The 24,099-nt window shown below is 49.6% G+C and carries 15 protein-coding genes and 1 pseudogene; 5 read left to right on the top strand and 11 right to left on the bottom strand.

The genetic code is table 11. The features are described from left to right. Positions 1 to 3 precede the first annotated feature (3 nt). On the top strand, positions 4 to 1,326 hold the full coding sequence (locus ACSX1A_RS09040) for a cytochrome b N-terminal domain-containing protein (protein WP_439883303.1): 1,323 nt from the start codon (positions 4 to 6) through the stop codon (positions 1,324 to 1,326). A 175-nt stretch (positions 1,327 to 1,501) separates the two neighbouring features. Then, positions 1,502 to 2,242, top strand: a complete 741-nt coding sequence (locus ACSX1A_RS09035; RefSeq protein ID WP_439883302.1) for an SDR family oxidoreductase — start codon at positions 1,502 to 1,504, stop codon at positions 2,240 to 2,242. Positions 2,243 to 2,362: 120 nt separating this feature from the next. On the opposite strand, the gene ACSX1A_RS09030 is transcribed toward ACSX1A_RS09035, so the two are convergent. The 4 genes from ACSX1A_RS09030 to ACSX1A_RS09015 all read right to left on the bottom strand — a co-directional run bounded on the left by ACSX1A_RS09030 (position 2,363) and on the right by ACSX1A_RS09015 (position 9,278). Then, positions 2,363 to 5,464, bottom strand: coding sequence for an FAD-binding and (Fe-S)-binding domain-containing protein (locus tag ACSX1A_RS09030; protein ID WP_439883301.1), 3,102 nt, complete (start codon positions 5,462 to 5,464; stop codon positions 2,363 to 2,365). Positions 5,465 to 5,482: 18 nt separating this feature from the next. Beyond that, entirely contained in the window at positions 5,483 to 6,583 is a 1,101-nt protein-coding gene (locus ACSX1A_RS09025; protein ID WP_439883300.1) for an enolase C-terminal domain-like protein, read from the bottom strand. A gap of 34 nt (positions 6,584 to 6,617) precedes the next feature. Continuing rightward, positions 6,618 to 8,402 carry a thiamine pyrophosphate-requiring protein gene (locus ACSX1A_RS09020; RefSeq protein WP_439883299.1) on the bottom strand — a complete coding sequence of 595 codons (1,785 nt, stop codon included), beginning with the start codon at positions 8,400 to 8,402 and terminating at the stop codon, positions 6,618 to 6,620. A gap of 222 nt (positions 8,403 to 8,624) precedes the next feature. Next, positions 8,625 to 9,278, bottom strand: coding sequence for a hypothetical protein (locus ACSX1A_RS09015; RefSeq protein ID WP_439883298.1), 654 nt, complete (start codon positions 9,276 to 9,278; stop codon positions 8,625 to 8,627). Positions 9,279 to 9,455: 177 nt separating this feature from the next. Between ACSX1A_RS09015 and ACSX1A_RS09010 the strand changes: the two genes are divergently transcribed. The 3 genes from ACSX1A_RS09010 (at position 9,456) to ACSX1A_RS09000 (ending at position 12,677) form a co-directional block, all read left to right on the top strand. Next, the gene (locus ACSX1A_RS09010; RefSeq protein ID WP_439883297.1) at positions 9,456 to 11,012 is read left to right on the top strand and encodes a vitamin K epoxide reductase family protein; all 1,557 of its coding nucleotides are present in this window, start codon (positions 9,456 to 9,458) and stop codon (positions 11,010 to 11,012) included. Continuing rightward, positions 10,984 to 12,315, top strand: coding sequence for an amylo-alpha-1,6-glucosidase (locus ACSX1A_RS09005; protein ID WP_439883296.1), 1,332 nt, complete (start codon positions 10,984 to 10,986; stop codon positions 12,313 to 12,315). The genes ACSX1A_RS09010 and ACSX1A_RS09005 overlap by 29 nt, the downstream gene beginning before the upstream one ends. 128 nt (positions 12,316 to 12,443) lie before the next feature. Further along, positions 12,444 to 12,677, top strand: a complete 234-nt coding sequence (locus tag ACSX1A_RS09000) for a hypothetical protein (RefSeq protein WP_439883295.1) — start codon at positions 12,444 to 12,446, stop codon at positions 12,675 to 12,677. 36 nt (positions 12,678 to 12,713) lie between these two features. Here the strand turns inward: ACSX1A_RS09000 and ACSX1A_RS08995 are convergent, their stop codons facing one another. The 7 genes and pseudogenes from ACSX1A_RS08995 to ACSX1A_RS08965 all read right to left on the bottom strand — a co-directional run bounded on the left by ACSX1A_RS08995 (position 12,714) and on the right by ACSX1A_RS08965 (position 23,945). After that, positions 12,714 to 13,169 (bottom strand): DMT family transporter, encoded by a 456-nt coding sequence (locus ACSX1A_RS08995; RefSeq protein WP_439883294.1) that lies wholly within the window; start codon positions 13,167 to 13,169, stop codon positions 12,714 to 12,716. A 114-nt stretch (positions 13,170 to 13,283) separates the two neighbouring features. Then, positions 13,284 to 15,713 carry an outer membrane beta-barrel protein gene (locus ACSX1A_RS08990; RefSeq protein ID WP_439883293.1) on the bottom strand — a complete coding sequence of 810 codons (2,430 nt, stop codon included), beginning with the start codon at positions 15,711 to 15,713 and terminating at the stop codon, positions 13,284 to 13,286. A 299-nt stretch (positions 15,714 to 16,012) separates the two neighbouring features. Then, a complete protein-coding gene (locus tag ACSX1A_RS08985) occupies positions 16,013 to 16,654 on the bottom strand; it encodes a DUF3347 domain-containing protein (protein ID WP_439883292.1) in 642 nt (213 codons plus the stop codon). 107 nt (positions 16,655 to 16,761) lie between these two features. After that, positions 16,762 to 17,970 carry an efflux RND transporter periplasmic adaptor subunit gene (locus ACSX1A_RS08980; protein ID WP_439883291.1) on the bottom strand — a complete coding sequence of 403 codons (1,209 nt, stop codon included), beginning with the start codon at positions 17,968 to 17,970 and terminating at the stop codon, positions 16,762 to 16,764. A 60-nt stretch (positions 17,971 to 18,030) separates the two neighbouring features. Beyond that, complete coding sequence (locus ACSX1A_RS08975) at positions 18,031 to 19,338, bottom strand: efflux RND transporter periplasmic adaptor subunit (protein ID WP_439883290.1); 1,308 nt, start codon at positions 19,336 to 19,338, stop codon at positions 18,031 to 18,033. A gap of 82 nt (positions 19,339 to 19,420) precedes the next feature. Beyond that, positions 19,421 to 20,734 carry a TolC family protein gene (locus tag ACSX1A_RS08970; RefSeq protein ID WP_439883289.1) on the bottom strand — a complete coding sequence of 438 codons (1,314 nt, stop codon included), beginning with the start codon at positions 20,732 to 20,734 and terminating at the stop codon, positions 19,421 to 19,423. Further along, positions 20,721 to 23,945, bottom strand: a pseudogene (locus tag ACSX1A_RS08965) (efflux RND transporter permease subunit). The gene ACSX1A_RS08970 and the pseudogene ACSX1A_RS08965 overlap by 14 nt, the downstream one beginning before the upstream one ends. Between the last annotated feature and the right edge of the window lie 154 nt (positions 23,946 to 24,099).

Here is a 24,099-nt window from a genome sequence, read left to right as displayed (position 1 = left end):
CCGGTGCTGAAGCACCCCGTACCGCCGAATGCCAAATGGAGCTACGTCTTTGGCAGTGCTACTTTGTTCTGTTTCCTATTGCAGGTTGTAACCGGTATTGGGCTGGCGCTGCTGTATCAACCCTCCTCTGAAGAGGCATACCAGTCGCTACAGTTTATCACGCACCAGGCTACGATGGGCAAGGTGCTCCGGGGTATCCATTATTTCGGGGCGTCGGGTATGATCCTGATGGTGGGAGTACACATGATCCGCGTTTTCATCACTGCATCCTATAAATACCCACGAGAAATGAGCTGGATCAGCGGCGTTTTCCTGCTACTATTTACCATTACGATGGGCTTTACAGGGCAATTGCTACGCTGGGACTCCAACGGCGTATGGTCTGCGGTGGTAGCAGCTGAGCAGCTGGGGCGTGTGCCGTTTATTGGTACCTGGCTGGCGCAACTGCTGATCGGGGGTGATACCATAGGGGCACAGTCGCTGAGCCGTTTCTTCGCGTTTCACGTTTTCATTTTTCCCGGCCTGATCTTCCTGTTCGTGGGTTTCCACTTGCAGCAGGTGTTGCGCAACGGCATATCCGAGCCCCCTAAGGCCGGGCGTATGGTAAACCCCAAGACATACAGGCAGTGGTACGAGAACCTGTTAAAGAAGGAAGGCGTGCCTTTCTGGCCTGATGCCGCCTGGCGAGACGCCATTTTCGGCTCTGCGGTTATTTTAGCAATTGTGGCGCTGGCAGTAATTTTCGGTCCGCCGGAGCTCACGCAACCCCCGGACCCCTCGCTGGTGCACACCGTGCCTGAGCCTGACTGGTATATGCTGGCTATCTTTGCCCTGTTTGCACTGATGCCGCCCGAGATCGAGTCGTGGGTAATCTTCATCGGGCCTATACTTGGCATAACCGCCCTGATCGCGCTGCCGCTGCTCTCCAATAAAGGGGAACGCAGTCCGAAGCGCAGGCCATGGGCCGTGGTAGCAGTAGTGTGTGTGGTGGTGTTCATGATCAGTTTACTAACCATCGGGTTCCAGGCACCGTGGTCGCCGAAGTTTGAGACAAAACCTATCGCGGAAGTGCAGGCAAAGCCTCAGGACCCGGTGCTGGCGCACGGCATGAGCCTGTTTTACCAGAAAGGCTGCCAATACTGCCACCAGATGCACGGCGAAGGCGGCCATACTGGTCCGGAACTCAGCACCATCGGTCGTAATTGGACAGAACAACAGTTGCAAATTCAGATCGTAAACGGCGGCAGCGATATGCCCGCTTATGGCGGCATGCTCACGAATGAGGAACTGCACGCGCTGGTGGTGTATCTGAAAGCGCAGCAATAATACCCTTATGAGCTGGTTCATGCGCATTCAATTTTATACACCTACTGGAGATTCCCCTCCTCGGAGGGGTTAGGGGTGGGTTCAAGTTGCACACAAAATAATAAACAGCTTCATTGCACAATTTTCAATTGATAGTGGTATAAGTATGAATCGAGGATATTTTAACATACAGGAAATGAATTTAGCAGGAAATACGATTTTGATTACCGGAGGAGCATCGGGTATAGGTTTTGCCCTGGCAGAGCGCTTTTTACAAGCAGGCAGCGAAGTGATTATTTGCGGCAGGAGAGAGGAGAAGCTGCAGGAGGCAAAGCAGCAGTATCCGCAGCTGCACACGCGGGTGTGCGATGTAGCGCGGGCCTCGGAGCGAGTGGCACTGGCCAAGTGGCTGGAGCAGGTGTTTCCAAAGCTGAATGTGCTCATCAACAACGCCGGTATTCAGCGCCGGGTGCCCATCTCGGAGATAGGCGAGTCGTGGGAGGAGCACCAGCAGGAGATCGCTATCAACATCGAGGCTCCTATGCACCTGTCCGCTCTGCTCATGCCTTTGCTAAAGCAACAGCAGGATGCCTACATCATGAATGTTACTTCGGGGCTGGCCTTTGTACCAGGGTCTTTCGCAGCAATCTACAGTGCGACCAAGGCGGCTATGCACTCTTTCACGATGTCGCTGCGGCACCAGCTCCGAAACACAAGTATAAAAGTGGTGGAGATCGTGCCGCCGGCTGTGAACACTGACCTGGGTGGCGTGGGTTTGCATACGTTTGGTGCCCCTTTGGATGAGTTTGCCGATGCCATCATGCAAGGAATTGCCAACGGAGAGCAGGAGGTAGGTTTTGGTTCTTCTAATCAAAACAGGAAAGCTTCGCGGGAGGAAATTGACCGTATTTTTCAGGAAATGAACAATCGGTTTTAGTTTAGTTGAATGCTATAAAAGGTGAGCGGCTTTGGTTATTCAGCTGCCGCTCACCTTTTAAGCAGTATGCGCAGTATGCCGCAAGTTTGTAACTTGTGGCTTTCCTAGGAGTCGCGGCTCCTACTGCAGTGGTTCACTGTCCTTAACATAATCCATGACCAGTACAGCTGCCGAAACGATAAAGCTGAGGCAGGCGGCGGCGGCGATACGCCTGGTCTTTACCCCGGCCGGTGCTTGGAGTTGCATGGCATCCACATACTTTCTCTCAGGGTAATCCTGTGTGCTGCCGTTCTGGCTTTGCTGCTCCCGAAGCGCCATTTGCAGCACCTGCGCTATATGCATGCCTTTGCGGTTCGTGCCTTGCTCAATCTGCTCCCGACAGCTAAAGCCATCAGCCACGATCAGGGTTTCTTTGTCTGCTTTTCTAACGGCGGGTAGTAATACACGTTCACCGGCAGCTAAGCCTACTTCGTAGTGCCTGCCGGCTTCATAACCAAAGTAGCCGGCCATACCGCAGCAACCGGAGTCCAGTACCTGGTAGTCCAGTTTCATATCGCAGAGCAGCTTGTCTTCTTTATCCATCCGCATGATGGACTTGTGGTGGCAATGACCATGTACAACTGCAGTTTTCTTCAGTTCGGGCACTTTAAAATCCGGCGCATGCTCCTCCAGGAATTCGGCCAGGGTAAACGTCTGCTTTTTCAGGCGCTTTGCATCCTCATCTCTCGGGAACAGGTTACAAAGCTCGTCCCGGAAAACAGAGGTGCAACTTGGTTCCAGACCTACCACAGGTACCCCGTTTCTGATATCCTCCCGGAGCGCTTCCAGGATATCCAGAAGAAGTTTCTTAGCGGTTTTCAGCATGCCGAAGTCGTAGAGCGGGCGGCCACAGCAGAGCATTTGCTCCGGCACTACCACGTTAAACCCGGCGGCTTCCAAAACTTCTTTGCCCGCCACCAAAGTCTCTGGTTTAAAGAAGTTGTTGAACGTATCTGCCCATAGTATAACCCGTGGTTTGTTGTTGTTATGCTGATGATGCTCACTGTACCAGTCTCTGAAAGTGTATTCGGCAAATTTTGGTATCTGACGCTTCTGCGATACACCCGCCAATAGTTTGGCTATACTTCCGGTAATTGGGTTCTGCGTCAGGAAATTAACCAGCTCAGGCATTTGGGATGCCAGCCGCGACCACCAATAGATCCAGCCAAAGGCGTAGGCAGAACGGGGACGCAACCTTCCCTCGTAGTAGTGTGACAGGAACTCTGACTTATAGGTGGCCATATCCACATGCACGGGGCAATCGCCTTTGCATCCTTTGCAGGCAAGGCACAGGTCCAAAGCCTCTTTTACACTCTCGCTTTTCCAGCCGCTGTCCAGTTCCTTGCCTTGTAGCATCTCGAAAAGCAATCTGGCACGGCCTCGTGTGGCATGCTCCTCCTCATGGGTTACCATATAACTAGGGCACATGGTGCCGCCCTCATGGCGGCGGCACTGGCCAACGCCCACGCAACGAAGCACGGCTCTTGAGAACCGTCCTTCATCGTTTGGGAACTGGAAGTGTGTCTCAGGCTCGTAAGGGCTGTAATCACTGCCTAGTCGCAGATTTTCTTTCTGGTCGTAGGGCTCCACGATCTTTCCCGGATTCATTTTCCATTCTGGGTCCCAGATCTCCTTAAATTCACGGAAAGCCTGCACCAGTTCCTTGCCATACATGATCTCCAGCAAATCGCCCCGTGCCTGGCCGTCGCCGTGCTCTCCGGAAAGGGAACCGCCGAAGGCAACTACCATATGGGCTGCCTCTTCGGTAAAGCGTTTATACTTCTCGATACCTGGTTGGGTATACAGGTCGAAATCAATGCGGCAGTGAATGCAGCCCTGGCCGAAGTGGCCGTAAAGAGCGGCATGATAGTCGTACTTATCGAACAGCTTTTTCAGACCGATCAGGTAATCGCCCACTTTTTCGGGAGGTACCGACGAGTCTTCCCAGCCGGGCCAGGTGTCATCCATAAACGATACAAAGGCAGTGGCCCCTAAACCAGCCTCACGTACTTCCCAAAGCTTATGCTCCTGCTCCTTTTTATCAAAGAAGCTCATGGTGGGTGGGTCCTCCTGCTTTTTCAGGTAGTCCATCACCTCTTTGGCCCTGTTATCGGCATCTTCCTGCGTATCGCCGCCAAACTCTGCCATCAACCAGCCGTGCCCATCCGGGAGGAGTGAAAGGTCGTCAATATCCAGGCCCCGTTCCCGCATGTAGGTGATCAGTTGTTCGTCCATCCCCTCCAGGGCAATGGGCTTATGTTTCATAATTTCCGGGGCATGATGACCTGCGGTAGGCATGTCAGGGTAGCCCAGTACTAACAGGGCACGATTATTCGGGTTATGGATTAGCTGCAGCGTGGCCTCCAGAAAGGTGACGCAGGTGCCTTCCGTGCCAACCAGCGCCCGGGCTACGTTAAAGCCTTTTTCAGGAAGCAGCTCATCCAGGTTATACCCTGATACGCGTCTTGGTATGTCCGGAAACTTCTCCCGTATCAGGTCAGCGTACCTGTCCCGCAGGTCGCGTAGCTTACGGTAAATTTCCCCTTTACGCCCACCTTCGGTAATAATTTGCTCCAGTTCTTGGTCACTTGTCGGCCCAACATCGAGCACAAGGCCATCATAGGTAAGAATTTTAATGCGTTCTATATTGTCGGAGGTGCGGGCACCATTCCCTTCCAACGAGGACATTACAGAATGAACCCCGCAGGAGTTGTTTCCCATCATGCCACCAATGGTACAGTGGTTATGAGTGGCAGGGTCAGGGCCAAAGGTAAGGCAGTGTTTCTGTGTCTGGTTTCGCACTTCGTCCAGCACAATGCCTGGTTGCACGCGCGCCAGTTTCTTGTCAGGCTCAACCGCCAGCAACCTGTTATAATACTTCGAAAGGTCCATTACCACGGCCACGTTGCAGCACTGCCCGGCCAGGCTGGTGCCACCTCCCCGGGAGAGCAAAGGCACGTTATACTTGTGGCAGATGGCGACTGTCTGCTTTACATCTTCTTCTGTTTTGGGCAGTACCACCCCAATCGGCACCTGTCGGTAATTTGAGGCATCTGTGGAGTAGGTGGCGCGGCTTCCGACGTCGAAACGGACCTCCCCATTTATGGAAGATTTTAGCTCAGCTGTTAACGATTCAATATCTATTTCTTCTTGTGTATGGGTATGTTTTTCAGTGATGATCATCTTTTCATAGCTTAAAGATTAGTTAACCTTATACTTTGCCGCGTCTTGATGCTTGAACTCCAATCCCAGGCCTGGCCTGGAAAGATCAGGTGTGAACCTGCCATTTTGCGGCTGCTGTACTCCATCGAAGAACATGTTCTCGATGCGGGCGTGGTCGTAAAAGTATTCCCCGATGTAGAAGTTTTGGAGGGCCAGGCAGGGGTGTAGGTGCAGGGCAGGCGCACAATGGAAGGAAAAGGGGAGATGATGTGCCTCGCACAGGTAGCCTGCTTTTAAAAATCCTGTTATTCCTCCGCAGCGGGTGGCATCGGCCTGCAATACGTCTACGGCCTGCTGTTGCAGCATTTGGTTAAAATAGCTGATATTGTAGCCGTACTCACCAGCAGCCACCTGGATAGCTGGCGGTACATGTTCCCGGATAAAGTATAGACCAATAAGATCGTCAGAGGTTACCGGCTCTTCAAACCAGGTAACACCTTCTTCAGCAAAACTGTGCGCTTGTTTGATAGCTGTTTTAGCATCATATGCCCCATTGGCATCTACAAAAAGTTGCACGTCGTCGCCTATACTTTCACGGGCCGCTTTTACCCGCTCCACGTCCGCCTGTGCATCGCGTCCGATCTTCATTTTTACATGCTGAAAGCCCTTATCTGCCCATCCGCCTAACTGCTGCTGCAGCTTTTCGATAGTATAGGAGGTGAAACCACCACTGCCATAGAGTAACGCTTCTGATTTTGCCGCACCTAAAAGCTTTGCCAATGGCAGGTCCAGGATTTTTGCTTTCAGGTCCCAGAGGGCATTATCAACTGCCGACGCTGCCATCATAGCCATGCCGCAACTGCCTTCATTACGAATTGCCACCAGCATGGCTTCCCACAAACCGGGAATATCCAGCGGGTTCTGTCCTACTACATGCTGTTTTAGGGTTTTTTGGATAAAATAGGTGAGAGAGGCATCGGCGTAAGTATAGCCGATGCCTTTTGTGCCCATCGCTTCTACTTCAACCAGCACCATAGTTGTGCTAGACCACTGCAGCGTACCATCTGATTCCAGGCTATCCGTCGGAACAGTATAGGCTGCAGTTTTTAAATCCGTAATGACATCTGTAGCGGATGGCATAGGAACAGGTTATCTAGTCATGTGCTTTATCAGGTTAGTGCGGCAGTACTTCCTCCACCAGGTCTTTAAATGTTTGTTTGATGATGCCGATCTCGTGTGGATCACCTTTGATAAGCATCTTGCTGAACTTCACAGTCTGCTCAAAAGTAATATGCGGCGGTAGCGTCGGCACATTCGGATCGGTGTGCACTTCCAGAATAGCTGGTCTGTCTGCTCCTAACACTGCATCCCAGCCACTGCCAATATCTTCAGGCTTTTCTACTTTCACCCCTTTCAGGCCAAGCATCTCGGCATACTGGGCGTAAGGGAAATCAGGCACATCCTGTGAGGTCGTAAATTCAGGGTCGCCTACCATCACACGCTGCTCCCAGGTTACCTGGTTCAGGTCAAGGTTCTTGAGCACCATGATCACTAGTTTCGGGTTGCTCCAGCGCTTCCAGTATTTGGCAATTGTGATCAACCCGTTCACACCAAGCATTTGCATGGCGCCGTCGCCTACCAGGGCAATGGTTACACGTTCGGGATAAGCAAATTTGGCGGCAATGGCATAGGGTACGCCGGGGCACATGGTGGCCAGGTTACCAGATAGCGAGGCCATCATACCTTCCCGCACTTTTAAGTTGCGTGCAAACCAGTTGGCGCAGGAGCCAGAGTCGGAGGTGATGATGCAGTTTTCCGGCAGGCGCGGGGAGAGCTCAGAGAACACCAGTTGCGGGTTGATCGGATTTGCTTCGTTTTTGGCGCGGGCCTCTATCACTTCCCACCAGTCACGCACATTTTTCTCTATTGTCTCACGCCAGGTCCGGTCTTCCTTGCGCTTCAGGAGTGGGATAAGGGCCTGTAAGGTTGCTTTGGTATCACCTAACAGGTTTACTTCCATCGGGTAGCGCAGGCTCAGCATACGGCCATCTATGTCAATTTGTACACCGCGGGCTTCGCCTTCTTTGGGCAGGAATTCAGAGTACGGAAAGCTGCTGCCAATCATTAAAAAGGTGTCGCAGTCAATCATCATTTCCCAACTGGGCTCAGTGCCTAATAAACCAATGGAGCCGGTAACGTATGGCAACCGGTCATCCAGGGCTGCTTTGCCAAGCAGTGCTTTCGCCACGCCTGCTCCTAATAGATCTGCTACTTGTTTTACTTCTTCGGCTGCTCCCAGGGCTCCGGCACCTATCAGGATAGAAACTTTTTTCCCTTCATTCAGCACGTTAGCTGCCTGCTGCAGTGCCTCCATAGGTGGCACCTGGTTGGTGAGGGCGTGCCCCACGCCTGTGTGTACACTTCCATGCTTACGTGGCGCCTGTTCTACAGCATCCAGTTCCTGCACATCATTCGGTACGATCACACAGGTAACGCAGCGTTTGGCTTTGGCGATCCGGATGGCGCGGTCTATCACCTGGCGAGCCTGTTCTGGCACCGTTATCATGTGCACATACTCCCCGGCTACATCTTTATAAAGTGAGATCAGGTCAATTTCCTGCTGGTAATCACCGCCCAGGGCCATACGCGCCTGCTGCCCCACAATGGCCACTACCGGCTGATGGTCTTTTTTAGCATCATATAAACCGTTTAAAAGGTGAATAGCTCCCGGACCAGATGTGGCAATACACATGCCCACCTCTCCTGTGAATTTGGCATGTGCACAGGCCATAAAGGCTGCCATTTCCTCATGACGAACCTGTATAAAGTCCACTTGGTCCTCTGCGCGCCGTAAGGCACCCATCAAGCCGTTTATGCCGTCACCCGGAAAGCCGAAGATGCGGTTAATGCCCCATTCTTTAACTCGTTCAATAAGAAAGTCGCCAACTTGTTTGCTCATAGTTTTATGTGAAAGGTTATAAACTCTGTTTAAACATTTTTATATAGGTATATTTTTGTAAAGTTTTGATATACTTGGTGATACATACCTGTATTATTTGCAACGATGTGAGTCGCATATGGTTGCTGCTGCTGCTGCTGCTGATGCTCGGAACGCTTTATACATAAAAAAGCAGCCGCTATTTCTGTAGTGGCTGCTTTTAAAGCTGTTATTTGATAATACTTATTTATTGTCGAGCCACCTGGCTTCTTCAGGGTGCACAAAATAGTAAACCAATTTATTCCATTGTAGAGCCTGTACACCGGCCCAGCCGCCCTCTGCCGTTAGGGTATTGAGTAGGGCACGGTCACCGGCTTCCTCTCCCTGGTTGTTAATGCCTTCGTTCAAGCCAATCTCATACCCGATAAGCTTTTTACCACGACGTTCTACCCTGAATGTGCTGCTGGCTTCTTTGATAAAGAAATGCTTGATCACCTTTTCTCCGTCGTTGCGTTCATCTGGTTTCTCGCTGGGGTGCACGGTAAACTCGGCCAGGTTTTCCTCCACATGAATGTCCGTGAGCTGTACCCAATTTTCTATGCCACTTCCCGGAAGAATGATCTTGATAAAATAGCCTACTTCTGGTTTTATTGCATCGGTTTTGCGGCCACGTTGATCGTATAACTCAAAAGTGGAGTTGATCCCTTCCAGGTGCGACCAAAGGTTAATGTCGAACAGTTTCTGTTTCGATTTTTCGTATTCTTTTATAGCAGTGGCTTCATTCGGGTATTCATGTTCCTGCGAGTGAATCTTGTTCTTAGTTTCCTCTCCCTTAAGCACCTTCACTTCCTTCTTAACTTCTTCTTTGACTTTTCGGAATGTATCTTTTAACGACATAGTTTGTTTTCCTCTTTCGGTTTAGCTGTACCTATCACTTCTGAAAGAATACGTACCCGGCAGGCTGTTGTTAGTGCGCGTAAACAGAAAACAGATACAGGGGGCGATTCAGCACTAAATTATCCTTCAGTTCATAGCTGCGTATATCCAAACAACCAAAAAATACCTGACACAGCTATGAAAGATGATCAGCATAAAGAGCATATGAATGATGGGAAACAGGAGGGTGGTATGGGAATGCGTGGCGTTACCAGGCCTATGGCAGAGAAACAAATACGGCAACATCATGAAAAAATGAAAAATGATGACGGGCAAAGTAAAATGAAAATGGACCCGGAGCAGCGCAAGAAAATGCTGCACATGCACCACATGCAAACGCTCTGGATCTACTGGCTCATTATACTGCTTGGTGCCTGGGTAATGCTTTCGCCGCTTACTTTTAATTACGATATCGGCATTGTGGCACCTTCGGGCGGAAGGGAAGTATGGCTTTCGCTGGAACAGCGCATTTCGTTCATGAAGTGGAGTGATATCATCTCCGGTGCACTTCTGGTTTTCTTTGGCTGGCGCGGCCTTACCCCTAACAGGCCCATCAGCCTCTGGATCTGTTGCTTTCTCGGAATCTGGCTTACCATGGCTCCACTGCTTTTCTGGTCTCCGACAGCGGTGGCTTACCTGAATGATACCATGGTAGGTGCTTTAATAATAGCCTTAACCATACTTATACCGGGCATGCCTAACATGATCATGTATATGGAAATGGGCCCGAAAGTTCCCCCAGGATGGACGTACAACCCATCGAGCTGGCCACAACGCTGGATCATGATGGTACTCGGTTTTGCGGGTTGGGTAGTGTCGCGTTATTTGGCTGCGTTTCAGCTAGGGTATATAGATTCGGTGTGGGACCCGTTTTTTGGCGGCCAGACGGAACAGGTGTTAAACTCCAGCATGTCGCATTCATTACCGATATCTGATGCGGGACTGGGAGCCTTAGCGTATACATTTGAATTTCTGATGGGTTGGATGGGTAGTCCTTCCCGCTGGCGCACCATGCCCTGGATGGTAGCAATTTTCGGTATTCTGGTGATTCCGCTGGGGTTGGTCCATATCTTCCTGGTGATCTCTCAGCCAGTGGTAGTGGGCGCCTGGTGTACCTTCTGCCTGTTAGCCGCAGCCATTATGCTGCCCATGATTCCGCTGGAAGTGGATGAAGTGATCGCGATGCTGCAGTTCGTTAAAAAGAAAATGAAGAAGGGGGAAAGTTTCTGGAAACTGTTCTGGAAAGGAGGCACTATAGGAGGCGGTGAAAAAGAGGAGTATGCCACTGACCTGATCAACCTGCCAGAGCAACCGGGCAAAGTATTCGCAGCCTCTGTCTGGGGTATGAGCTTTCCCTGGACATTAGCTGTATCCATGTTATTAGGAGTAGGCCTGGTATGTGCCCCGGGAATTTTTGGAGTAGGTATCCAGGAAACAGTGGCTGATATTTTCCATTTGTCAGGTTCGCTGGTTGTAGTGGTGTCTGTGATCTGTATGGGAGAACCAATGCGCATTGGCCGTTTTCTCAACATTCTACTTGGACTTGCCGTGGCAGTTGGTCCCTGGTTTTTAACGAACGTTCCTACAGGTCTTAGTATTACCGGCGTAGTGGTTGGATTGGCTATTGCAGCACTTGCCATACCATTAGGGCCTAAAACACAAGACTATGGCACCTGGGATGAATACATCAAGTAAAAATAAAATTACAGAGCCATTACTCACAGATGAACAGATAACTGAGCAGGTACGCCGGATACTTTATGATAACATGGTTGAGGGGCATAATGGACGTTATACCTTCCATTATACAAAACCCTCTCCCGGCACTTATCCTTTTCAGTACTTCTGGGATACCTGCTTTCATGTACACGTCCTTACTGCGCTTGGGGAGCATGACATGGCCAAGAAACATATCCGCAGCCTTTTCCTGCTACAGGAACAAGATGGTTTCATTGGGCACATTATTTACTGGAAACACCCCTTCCCGGCGCGCCTGACCGACTTTTTCCAGCTAAAGCCAACATCAGTATTAAGACTCACTAAACCACACATGACGGCACTGGTGCAGCCGCCGCTGGTGGCCGAGGCGGTTCAACGGATCTACCAGCATACAAAAGATATTGACTTTGTCAGGGAAATGCTGCCGAAACTAAAGGCATACTACAACTGGCTACACCAAAACCGTAATTTTGAAGGAGAGGGGCTGCTTTCTATTATTTCGCCTTATGAATCTGGCATGGATTGGAAAGCTAGTTTTGACCCTGTGCTGGGCTTTAAGAGGGGCAAGGGAGACTGGCGTCTGTTCCTTAAAGTGTTGTGGTTGGAAATGGGCAACTTCCGGTGCGGCTATGACCTTGAAAGCATCTATCGGCAGGACAATTTTATTGTGAAGGACGTGGCTTTTAACACCATATATGCCCAAAACCTGCAGGCCCTTTCGGAGCTGTGTTCCCTTACAGGTGATCCGGATGCTGAAGAATTTAAAGTGAGATCTGATCAGTGTTGCGAGAGCATTCTCAAATATATGTACAACTCCGAGGATGAAGCTTTCTACGATCTGGCGGGGCATAGAATGGAACAGTTACGAATTGCCGCGGCAACCATTTTCTTTCCGGTAGTTCTGCCCAATATACCCATCAAAGTCAGTGAAGCTGTTCTGCAACGCCATTTGCTACACAAAAACGGGTTTCATGTACCTTATCCTATACCTTCGCTTTCTGTTCAGGAAGCTGCCTTTAACCCGGATGAATCGGTGTACATTTGGCGTGGTCCAACCTGGGTGGTGTTTAATTGGTTCATTCACCGGTTCCTGCTTCGCAAGGGGTATAAGGAGGAAGCCAATTTACTATTGACAAGTGTAAAAAAGCTTATTACCCAGAGTGGCTTTCGGGAATACTATGATCCGTTTACCGGCCAGGGACATGGTGCGAACGACTTTACCTGGTCCGGGCTGGTGCTGGATATGATAGTGGGGAACACGCCGAATGAAGTTGAATAAGTCTGGATTCTGACTTATAAGGTTCTAGGTTTGGGAATGCTTGCCGCTGGTGACGGCACTTGTTTGATAATCAACCTCTTTGCGCTAAGTGCCGTTAAAAGTACTTTATAAACCGATATGCAAAAACTATGGAAGAGCCTGTTGGAGATTTTTTTCTTGGACTTGGAATAATTGGAATGATACTGGGGCTTATACTGCTGGTGATCTATATCTGGAGTATAATCTGGTCCTATAACGATGCGGTGAAGCGAGGAAAACCGGGGTGGTTAGTAGCCATAGTGGTAGCCTTTTTAGCATGGCCTTTAGGGCTTTTAGTCTGGCTACTTGTTAGGCCCGATAACAAGACTACTTACAATCCCTGATATTACAACACATAAAATAGGTGTATAATAACTGAATTACTTTTTGTTGATCAGGTAGGCCCCAAGGATCAAAGCAACTGCACCGGCAAAACGCGTCAGGGTAATAGGGCTTTGCTTAATTCCAAGTACTCCGAAATGATCATAAACAAGCGCAATTATTAGCTGACCTGCTACTACCATTGCTAACAGGTTTGCAACACTTAAGCGCTGCACAGATATAATTACACTGGTGATAAAGAAAGCACCCAGTAAGCCTCCCATAAACTTATACCATTCTATTCCGCCCAGCTGATTGGGTGCCGGTAATTCCTGTTTTGTTGCCAGTATCAGTAACCCGAGCACGAGCGTACCTACACTAAAAGAAATAAAAGCGGCTACTAAAGGACTTCCGACAGCTACTCTTAGTTGCCCGTTCAAAGCTGTTTGGGTGGAGACAGCAATTCCGGCCAAAAAAGGCAAAAACAGTATCCAGTTTAAATTGTATTGCGACATAGCTTTAGATGTTGAAAGCATAAAGGTAATTCACCTCAAGTAAAGTGTCTATAATTTTGCATAAAAAAGGGCAGTGACTATAGCCACTGCCCTTTTTTAGAATATTTCACCGGCTTATTTGCCGCCTGTTCGGTTCAATTCGTCAAGGTTTGTATTGCGTGTTTTAGACTGGAACTTGGTGCCTTTGCTAAAGCGGTAACGCAGATTTACCCGTACACCTCGCAGGCCCTGGTACTGATCGATGTTGTTTTCGTTTCCGTTAAGTTCTGTTGTTATTTTAAGTACACGGCTCTTAAAGATGTCGCTTGCATTCAGGGAAAGGCTTAACTTATCATCCATAAAACTACGCTTCAGACCAGCATCCATCCACCATTGCGGCTTTACGTGGTATAAACCAAATACTACAGGACCCTGGTAGTTCGCGTTGGCCTCTAGTCGGAAACCCTGAGGCAGCAACACAGTATGATTTGTACTAGCGATAACTGAAACCTGATCGTTCACTACCACGCCACTTTTGGTCATGTTGGTGTACTCCTGGTACATTCCGGTTATGTTGTTGTTGATCTCCCATTTATTCGAAACTTTTATAGGAGCAACAAGTGTGGCAGTAGCGCTTTTCAGGTCCTCGATATTACGCTGCTGGAAAACGGTAGTGTTCGTTTCCGGATTCTGCTCTGGCATTTCACCTATAAAGTCTTTCGTTACTGCGTAGCCCAGTACTAGGTTATAAGTCTGCTTAAACGTGTGGGTCATCTCAAAAGAGTTGATGTACTGTGGTTTTAGCTGTGGGTTGCCCTGTGCAGATGTATAAGGATCCAGGTAGAAGATGAATGGATTCAAGGCGCTGTACTGGGGTCTGCTTATTCGGCGGCTGTACTTATATCCAATCTGGTAATTGTCGCTCACTTTCTGCTGCACGAACAAGGTAGGGAACAGGTTCAGATAGCTGCGATCCGTCTGCTGATTTTTGGTGATAGAGTTTCCATTTGACAAAGTTTGCTCGGCACGCAGGCCTGCTTGCAAGCTCCATTTGTTGTTAAGCGTGGCAGAGACGCTGGTATAGGCTGCGAAAATATTTTCGGTGTAGATAAAATGGTTGCTGCGCTTGTCATCGAACGTTTGTGTCTCGTCACGCATCTTGAAGAATCGCAACTCGTTATCAGACTTCACATGGCTCGCTTTTGCGCCTAGTTCAAGCTTTGTTTTCTTGCTTAGCTGTTTGATAAAATCTATTTTGGCAGAGTAAATATCGTAACTGGTTGGGTTCTTGTTGCTGAGCAACTGCGTAGAGTCTGGGGTTGTAGCGGGCAGCGTGAAGAAAATATTCGTAAAAGTAGATTCATCTTCGCTGCTGATGTGTACATAATCAAGGTCGGCAGACAGGGTAGTGCCTGTAGTATCTAGTTTGCCCAAATAATGCAGGTTAAACGATCCGTTGGCATAAGTACCACTGTTTTTGTTGGTGGCGTCAATAAACTTATTCTCTCCGTTGCGTAAGTAGGATTCAGTGTTAAAGGACATGTTGCTCCAGTTTGTGATGATGTTGGCCATGGCGCCAATGCTGTGGCGCTCATTCAGATCATAATCGGTGCCCATGCGAAGAGACGGCTCCAGGCGTTCATTTCGCTCGTAGCCGATCTGGTCGAATTTTGTTTTTGAGCCATTCTCTGCCAAAAACAAGCGGTCCATGTCCATATCACGGTAGCGCATGCGGCGGTTCAGGTTAAGGCTTCCGAAGGAGTTCCAGTTGCCTTTCTTATGGCTGATCTCAGTACCGGAAGTATAAGTGCTGAGGCTGTTGAACTGATAGCCACCATATATACTGCCGTTCATACCTGAATCTTGTCCTTTTTTCAGGTTGATGTTGATGATACCTGATGCTCCTTCCGCATCGTATCGGGAGGAAGGATTTGTGATAAGCTCGAGGTTCTTAAGGTTCTCAGCAGACATGCTTTGTAGTAGGTTCTGCAACTCCTTACCAGATAAGTATGAACGGCGGCCATTCAGCATTACCTGCACACCACCCTTGCCGTTGAGTTGGATATTGCCATCCTGATCCACCCAAATACCCGGTGATCTGGTAAGCACATCGTATGCGGTATTGCCTTCTGCCATGGCTGTGTTCTCTACACTTACCACCATCTTATCCGGTTCTGTGGTAACAGTAGGGCGCAGCGTCTGTATCTCAACCTCGCTCAGTGTTTTTACATCTGCTTTAACCTGGAGTGTGCCGAAGTTTTTTGACATGCCAGGTCCGCTTACCTCAAAGGCCGGCGTCTGCATTTCTACGTAACCTAGGCCACTAATCTTAAGCAGGTACTTTCCGGCAGCAGGCGTTTTGATCATAAAGCGGCCATCCATGTCGGCAATCGCTCCGGTAACAACTTTAGCCGAGGCGGCATCTAATACAGCAACGTTTACAAAGCCAGCCGCCTGGTTTTTCTCGTCCTGAACCAGGCCGGTAAGCATGCCTTCCGCTTGTCCGAAGGACAATGTGCTACACAAGAGTAATAAAAGCGGGAGTAAGAGGTATAATTTTTTCATAGTGTTATTTTGTTTAGTGTCGTGGTAATTGGTAATGATACAAAGGTAATTTATAGTACTTTGTATAACAAGGTACTGTTTGGTTTTTTAGACGAACTGTAAGATTTCCTCTGCTAACATCTTGCGTTTTGGGATAGGGGACTGGTTATGTTCCATAGTAATTGCTGAATATTTACCAGTAGATAGAGCGGAGGGAGGAAAGGTTGTCTGGTGATTCAAAAAAATTGTAACAGCGGAGGTATGGGCAAAAAAAAAAGCGGACCATACGCGGCCCGCTTTCCTTATTGTTCTTTTTTACTTTACTTTTTATACACTTCTTCTGTGCTTCCACAGCCCATCATGGCTTCGCCAAAGTATGGGTTCTTAATTTCCTCGCTGGAGCTCAGCCAATAGCCACCTTTGTTGTTCAGAGCCATAGGGCAGTGCTGGTAGTATAATGTACCTTTTGCTGCACCAAATGCTTTTGCCATAGAGAACACAGACGTAGAGAGTGGTTCCAGGTTTTCACGCTGTGCCGCAATATCGTTAGAAGCCGCAATTTTTTCAGCGCTGCTAACAACCTCAGCTGTTTTCTCTTCGGCAAAGGCTTTCTCATCAGTTGTAAGTGTGGCAACAGGCATTGCTTTGGCAATTGTCAATACTTCATTTGCTGCAGCTTTGGCAGCATTGGCGTCAGAGGCTACTAAAGCATCTTTCAGTTTCATATACTGGTCTACCAATTGCTCAATTTGTGTTTGCATTGGCTCCGACACCGATTCAAATGTTGGTGTTTCAACTACTACAGCAGTTGTCATCTGGTCATGGTCCATGCCTTCCATGTTCTCATGATTCATCCCTTCATGATTCTCTGTGGTAGCATCTGTGTTTTCGGTTGTGTTCCCGGAGCATGCAGTAAATGTGAAGGCAGCTACAACGGCTGCAGTAAAAAGCGTCTTTTTCATGTTAACTGATTTTGAATTATTGAATGAATTTTATTTTTGATTATAAAGTATAAGCTGGATCTTGAATGAAGGAAAAGCTATCCCATCATTTAAGATCCGTTTTAAGATCAATGGTTATGTCCTGCCATAGGATCAGCTCCTTTTTTTAGTACAAATTCGCTGTAAAGCAGGTAAGCTCCAGAAGTAACCACCTGATCGTTTTCCCTGATACCGGAAAGAATAGCAACATTTTCAGTACTTTCATCGCCAATCTTTACCATGCGTGCCTGAAATGTATTTTTGCATGTTTGCACCCACACATGGCTTCCGCTTTCATCCCGGATCACCGCATCGTTAGGCAGCACCAGTTCCGAACCATTCTTACCGGGTAGCGTCACATTAGCCTGCATGCCCGGCAGGTACTGGTCATCTTTGTTAGGAAGCTCTGCGCGTAGTATGGCTACCTGGCTGCCCTGCCTGTACTCAGGGCTGATGAAGGTGACTTTGGCTGGGACAGCATCTTCCGTAAAGCCCTGCACCGAAACCAGTACCTCGTCACCGGCTTGTACATTGTTCAGCTCCTGCGGGTACAGTTCTGCCTCTACCCATATCTTACCAAGCTTACCTATCCTGTACAATACAGAACCTTCGGCCACGTACTGCCCTTCGGCAGCGGCCACATCGGTTATAACCCCTGAAGTGGGTGCCACAAAAGTAACACGCGCATCAAGTCCTCCGTTCTTTGCCAGGTTTCTGATCTGGCCTTCTGTCAGTCCGAAGAGCAGGAGCTTTTGTTTGGCGGCCTCCAGAAAAGAGGCGAAGCGTGGATTTTCCTTACCCAGCTCCTGGTTCTGTTTCAAAGCCAGGAGGTACTCGCGTTGTAAGGTCAGGAGTTCTTCTGAGTACAGCTCATACAGTGGCTGCCCTTTCTGCACAGTTTGACCTGTTTCTTTTATGTATAGCTTTTCTACACGACCTTGTGCACGGCTGCTGATCACATCTGTCTGTGTTTCGTCGAGAACCAGTTTGCCGGTTAGGATGGTGTTGCTGTTCACATCGCCAAATTTCACTCGTTTCGTTTTGATATTGCCCAAAGCTATCTGGCTTTCGCTCAGCATGAGTTCTCCTTTGTCGGTTCCGCTCTGCGATACTGGAACCAGGTCCATGCCACAGATAGGGCAGGTGCCGGGCTCATTCTGCACGATCTGCGGGTGCATGGGGCAGGTATAGGTCGTTTTCTGCGCCGCTTCCTTTCCTTCGTGCTCATGCGCCTGCTCAGAGCAGGAGCTGAAGGCCACGACCAGCAGCAGAAGGAGTATGTTCAGGTATCGTTTCATTTTTTTATACTTTTAGATAAGTGATTGAGTCAAGAATCACGCAATCACTTATTGGCATAATCACTCATTTATCTTTACAAAACTTTCACTGTCCACCATAAACTGGGCATTGGCAGCTATCACATCTGTCTGCTCCAGTCCGCTTACTACCTGCACCTGATCGCCGGCAATAGTGCCGACGGTAATAGCTACAGGTTTAAAGGAGCCACCTACTTTCTTAAAAGCAACTGAACGAGTACCTATGTCCAGCACGGCTTTGCGGGGCACCCATAAGGCCCGGGCAGTGGTATAGGTGGCAGTTCCTGACACCAGCTGCCCTACACGCGCCAGTTTTTGCTTACCCGGCAGATTTACCCGAACTTTGGCAAAATTCTCACCGGCTTCGTAGAACGGCTGCAGGAAATCAACCTGTGCTTCCAGCTTTTCGCCTGGCAACTGCGGAAAAGTAATCTGCACCGGAGCACCTTTGGCAATGGAGGTTACTTCGCCGGCAGGGATGTTAAACTCTGCCCACAACTGGTTCGGGTTTACCACTCGCAGCAGCGGCTGACCTGTGCTGACATACATGCCCTCACGCAGTTGCAGCTCACTGCCTGCCGGAGGTGTTGCTGCCCTGGAACGGTCCATGCCAGGATTAGCTGTACCCATACCTCCTGCATTGGGTGCTGTAACAGGAGTAGAACTCGGAGTGGCCGAAGGAGCCGTGGTGTTCAGGCCAATGGCGTAACCATCATAAGGGCTATAAATGGCGAAAGTATAGCTGGCTTCACCAGTGCGGATCAGGTGACTGATCTGGGCATCGGTAGCACCTAACAGACGCAACTTTTGCTTGGCCGCTTCGATCAGTGCCTTGTCCTCTGGTGCAGATCTTACCAGGTATAATAGCTCTTTTTGCGCCGTCAACAGTTCAGGACTGTAGAGTTCCATCAGTTTCTGCCCTTTATGGATCGGCTGGTAATTATATTTTATAAACAGCTTCTCGATGCGGCCCCCCACGCGGGCGGGAATGGAATAGATGCGACGTTCATCGTAGGTGATCAGGCCCTCCATTTCAACAGAGGTCGGTACTGCTTTGCTTTCAGGTTTAACAGTATTAATGTTCGCCACTACCGTCTCGTTGGTAGGCTGCAGGAGAAACGCCAGGTCATCCGTGATTTCAATGTCCTCGCCGTGTGCGGAGGTGGGCACCAGGTCCATGCCACAGATCGGGCAGGTGCCGGGCTCGTCCTGCACGATCTGCGGGTGCATGGGGCAGGTATAGGTGGTCTCCTGCGCCGCTTCCTCTCCGTCGTGCTCATGCGCTTGCTCGGAGCAGGCGCTGAAGGCCACGGCCAGCAGCAGAAGAAATATGTTCAGGTATCGTTTCATTTTTTTAACTTTTTAATTTTGAATAATTGAATGCTGCATCAAGAAGACTTTATCCTGTTATTCAGAAGCCATTTATTCAAATTTATCTTTCCAGCTCTTTTTCGTAAGCCACAGTCAACTGATACAGTGCCTGCAGGTTGTTCAGGTACTCCATCTGGGCCATGTTCAGTGCTTCCCAGGCATCGATCACCTCTGGTAACTCGGCGCTGTTCTGCTCATAAGCCAGCATCGTAACGTCGTAGTTCTTTTTCAGGGCCGGGAGGATCTTTGTGCGGTAATTTTCTACCTGCTCCCGCTTGGCATTTAGCTCCAGCGCCATAGTACGCACCATTCCCTGCGCCTCATTTATGATATTCTCACGCTCCCGCTGCATCGCCTCTATCTCCAGGTTCATAGCTTTTGTGTTAGCCTTGTACATTTTGCTGGACCAGGGGGCGATTGGGATGGAGACCATGGCCATGGCCGTGTACTGGTTCGGCATCATGCTGTTGCGGGGCGTCATGTGGTCGAAGCGCAGGCGGAAGTCCGGTTTGCGCTCCAGTTTTTCCTGCTCCACCCCCAGGCGCATACTTTCAATGGTTCTGTCGAGCTGGCGGATATCACTGCGCGAATCGTTCAGGTAAGTGGTATCAGCGGCAAGAAGTACCGGCTCCGGTATACGTACCAGCGTGTCGATTTTGAACTGCTGCTCTTTGGGCTGGTTCATCAGGATGTTCAACTGCACGTTCTGTTGCAGGATCTCGTTTCGCGTCATGAGCAGCATGTTCTCCACCTCGTGCAGGCGCGCCTCGGCTTTATAAATACTGCCTAGCTTGCCCTGGCTGTAAGGGTAGCGGATACGTGCCAGCTTAAGCATGTATTGCATGATGCGCTCGTTATCTTTTAGCACATCCAGCTTCTTCTCCAGCACTACCCAGTTATAGTATGCCACTTTAGCCTGTGAGCGAAGCTCATTATAAGCCACCTCTGCCTTCGCCAACTCTATAGCTGCCCTGGAATCATAAACCGCCTGCTTCGCCCGTTGCTTGGCCGGATTCGGAATCGCCTGTTCTGCTGAGATCATGTATGACCCCTCTTTCTCGTCGCTCTCCACGTTCTGGCCCGGGTAAGGCAGCATGAACACCCCGGCACCCACCATGGGAGCCATCCAACCGGTGGCACCTTCGGCGTAGGCATCCTGCGCTTTGGCACGCAGGTCGTACTGCTGCAGCATCGGGTTATTACTTCGGATTTTTTGCAGCACACTGTCCAGGGCAACTGGTTGTTGCTGCGCCACAATTGGAGTTGCAAAGAGCAGACAAATTGCAGTGGTCAGGAATCCACCCCTAACCCCTCCGAGACGGGAAATGATAAATTGTATCAACGAGTGCGATATATATATCTTAATGTTTTGCATCGTAGATTTCCAGTTTGCCGTGTTTCTTCAGTTCATACTCTTTCGTCATTTCAAACACTACCGGCGTAACCAGCAGAATGTGGATGGAGGAGGTAAACACACCACCGATCATCGGCAGCACAATGGGCAGCATTACATCGGTACCTACGCCGGTTGCCCATAACACTGGTATCAGACCAAATAGGGCCACCGATACGGTCATGATCTTCGGACGAAGGCGCTTGGCCGCACCCATAAACACATAGTCGCGGATGTCTTGCTTGGTGATCGTTTCGGAAGAATTTCCTTTGGTATCCACCAGTTGCTTCATTGCTTCGTTCAGGTACACCACCATCACCATGGCTGTTTCTATGGCCAAACCGAACAGCGCAATGAAGCCTACGGCCACTGCCACGGATAAATTCACGCCATAGAAGTACACGATAAACACGCCACCTACCAGGGCAAACGGAATGGTGATCAGATTCAGCAGCGCCTCCTTTAGCGATTTGAAAGAGAAGTATAAGATCAGAAAGATGATGACAAGCACCAGTGGAATGATGACCTGCAGCGTTTGCGTGGCACGTACCTGGTTCTCCCACTGTCCGCTCCACTCCAGGTAGTAACCTTCGGGTATACCCGTAACCTCAGCATTGATCTTCTCCATGGCTTCCTTTACCGTACCGCCCAGGTCGCGGTCACGCACGTTAAAAAGCACGGCACCACGCAGCTGCGCATTCTCCGAGTTTATCATCGGAGGACCGTCAGTGAAGTTTATACTTGCCACAGATGAAAGTGGAATGGTGCCTGCAGCGGCCGTTTGCAGTGGAATGCGCTTGATGCGTTCCACGCTGTTCCGGTACTCCTGCGCCAGGCGCACATTGATCGAAAAACGCTCGCGGCCCTCGATGGTATTGCCTATACTGGCCCCGCCCAGCGCTGATTCGATGGTCATGTTCACATCGTCCACTGTTAAACCATAACGGCCCAGCGCCTCCCGATTGATGTCAATCTCCAGGTATTTGCCCCCGGTGATTGGCTCCACATACAGGTCTTTCACACCCGGAACAGACTCTAGTTGCTGCTTCACCCGCTCCGACACGGCATACACTGAATCCAGGTTCTGGCCGTAAACTTTCACACCCACATCGGTACGAATACCCGTTGCCAGCATGTTGATGCGGTTGATGATAGGCTGCGTCCAGCCATTTACTACCCCCGGTATCTGCAGCTTAGAATCCAGCTCCTGGATGATGTCTTGTTTCGTAATTCCCTCTCGCCACTCTGAGCGCGGTTTCAGCATAATGATGGTCTCGATCATACTGATAGGGGAGTTGTCTGTTGCGGTGCTGGCGCGGCCTGCCTTTCCCAGTACACTCTCCACTTCCGGGACCGACTTGATGATCTTATCCTGTACCTGCAGAATCCGCTTAGCTTCGGCGTTAGAAACATCGGGCAGCGTTACAGGCATGAAAAGTATGGAACCCTCATCCAGTGGCGGCATGAACTCGGTACCTAAACTGAAAAGCATCGGAATAGCGACCAGCAAGGCTACAACGTTAATGCCAATGGTTGTTTTGCGCCACTTCAGGCACCATTTGAGCACAGGCCCATACACCCGCTCCAAACCTCGGTTGATCGGGTTGGCGTTATCGTCCCGAAACTTCCCTTTCAGAAAGAAGGAGATGAGCACCGGCGTCAGGGTGATGGCCACAATGGCATCCACTATAAGTATAAAGGTCTTCGTCCAGGCCAGGGGGCTGAACAGTTTGCCTTCCTGACCGGTGAGCAGGAACACCGGAAGGAAAGAAGTGATCACAATGATCGTACTCCAGAACACGCTGGGGCCTACCTGCTTACTGGCCTTTTCGATGATTCGGAGTCTGGTTTCTTTATCTAATTTCATTGAATTCAAGTTTGAATAACTGAATCTTCCTTATCTGTTTACTTCCTCTTCCATCCACTTCTTTCCTCTCGAAGCTTCTGCCAGATGCCGGTAAGAGTTTTCCACCATCACAATGGCATCATCCACTATCACACCCACTGAGAGGGCGATACCTGTGAGTGACATGATGTTGGAAGAGATGCCGAAAGCATTCAGCAAGATGAATCCAATAGCAACAGAAAGCGGCAGCTGAATGATGATAACAAGGGCGCTGCGCCAGTGGAACAGAAAGAGGAACACCACAACAGAGGCCACGATCATTTCCTCGATCAAGGTGTTTTTAACTGAGTTTATACTTTCGTGGATCAGGCCGCTGCGGTCATAAACGATGTTGAATTTCACACCTTCCGGCAGGCCTTTCGAAACTTCGGCCATCTTCTCCTTTACGTTGGAGATCACTTCCTCTGCATTTTCACCGTAGCGCATCACCACTATGCCTCCCACAGCTTCGCCGGCACCGTTCAGGTCAAAAATACCGAGGCGGCTTTCTCCGGTCATTTGCACGGTGGCCACGTCCTGTACTCTCACCGGAATGGTGTTGTTGGTGGTAATAGCAATGGTTTCGATCTCTTCTGCAGACTTGAGGTAGCCAGTGGTTTTGATAATATAACCGATATCAGAGCGTTCGAATTTGCGGCCGCCGGCTTCGTTGTTATTGGCCCGCACCGCTTGTATCACCTGCGGCACCGTGATGTTGTAGTAAGTAAGTTTGTTTGGGTCTACCGTTACCTGGTACTGTTTCTGGAAACCTCCGAAAGAGGCTACTTCGCTTACCCCGTCCACGTTCTGCAGCGCAAACTTAACATACCAGTCCTGAATGGCCCGTTGCTCACCCAGGTCCATTCCCGGTGCATCCAGGGTATACCATAGCACATGGCCCACACCTGTGCCGTCTGGACCCAACGAAGGGGTTACGCCCTGGGGCAGCACATTACCTACAGAGTTCAGCCGCTCCAGCACCCGTGACCTGGCCCAGTAAATGTCCGTATCATCTTCAAAAATGATGTAAATAAAGCTCATCCCGAACATGGAGCTGCCGCGCACATACTTTACCTCGGGCAGGCCCTGCAGGTTGGTTACCAGCGGGTAAGTTACCTGATCCTCTATGATCTGCGGACTGCGACCCATCCACTCTGTAAAAACGATCACCTGGTTCTCCGACAGGTCAGGAATGGCGTCTACCTTATTTGTCTGCACCGAATAAAGCCCCCAGCCAAAAAGTATGGCAGATATAAGGAGCACGAATACCCGGTTTCGTAGCGAAAAAGAGATTAATTTCTCGATCATGATAATGATGTTCTAAACCTAAACAGAAGTAATTAGCCACATAGGGTGAGGCTAAGCGGAGTAGTGCCGATGTAAAAAAGGTATGGTAGTACGTACAGCGGGCAAAGTATAGCCGCAGCTGTTCAGTGTACCAAAGTGGCACCTAATACTGTAA

Source organism: Pontibacter sp. MBLB2868, assembly GCF_051904785.1.
GTDB lineage: Bacteria > Bacteroidota > Bacteroidia > Cytophagales > Hymenobacteraceae > Pontibacter.
Note: the sequence above shows the minus strand (reverse complement) of the source record. Positions and strands in the feature narration are given on the sequence as shown.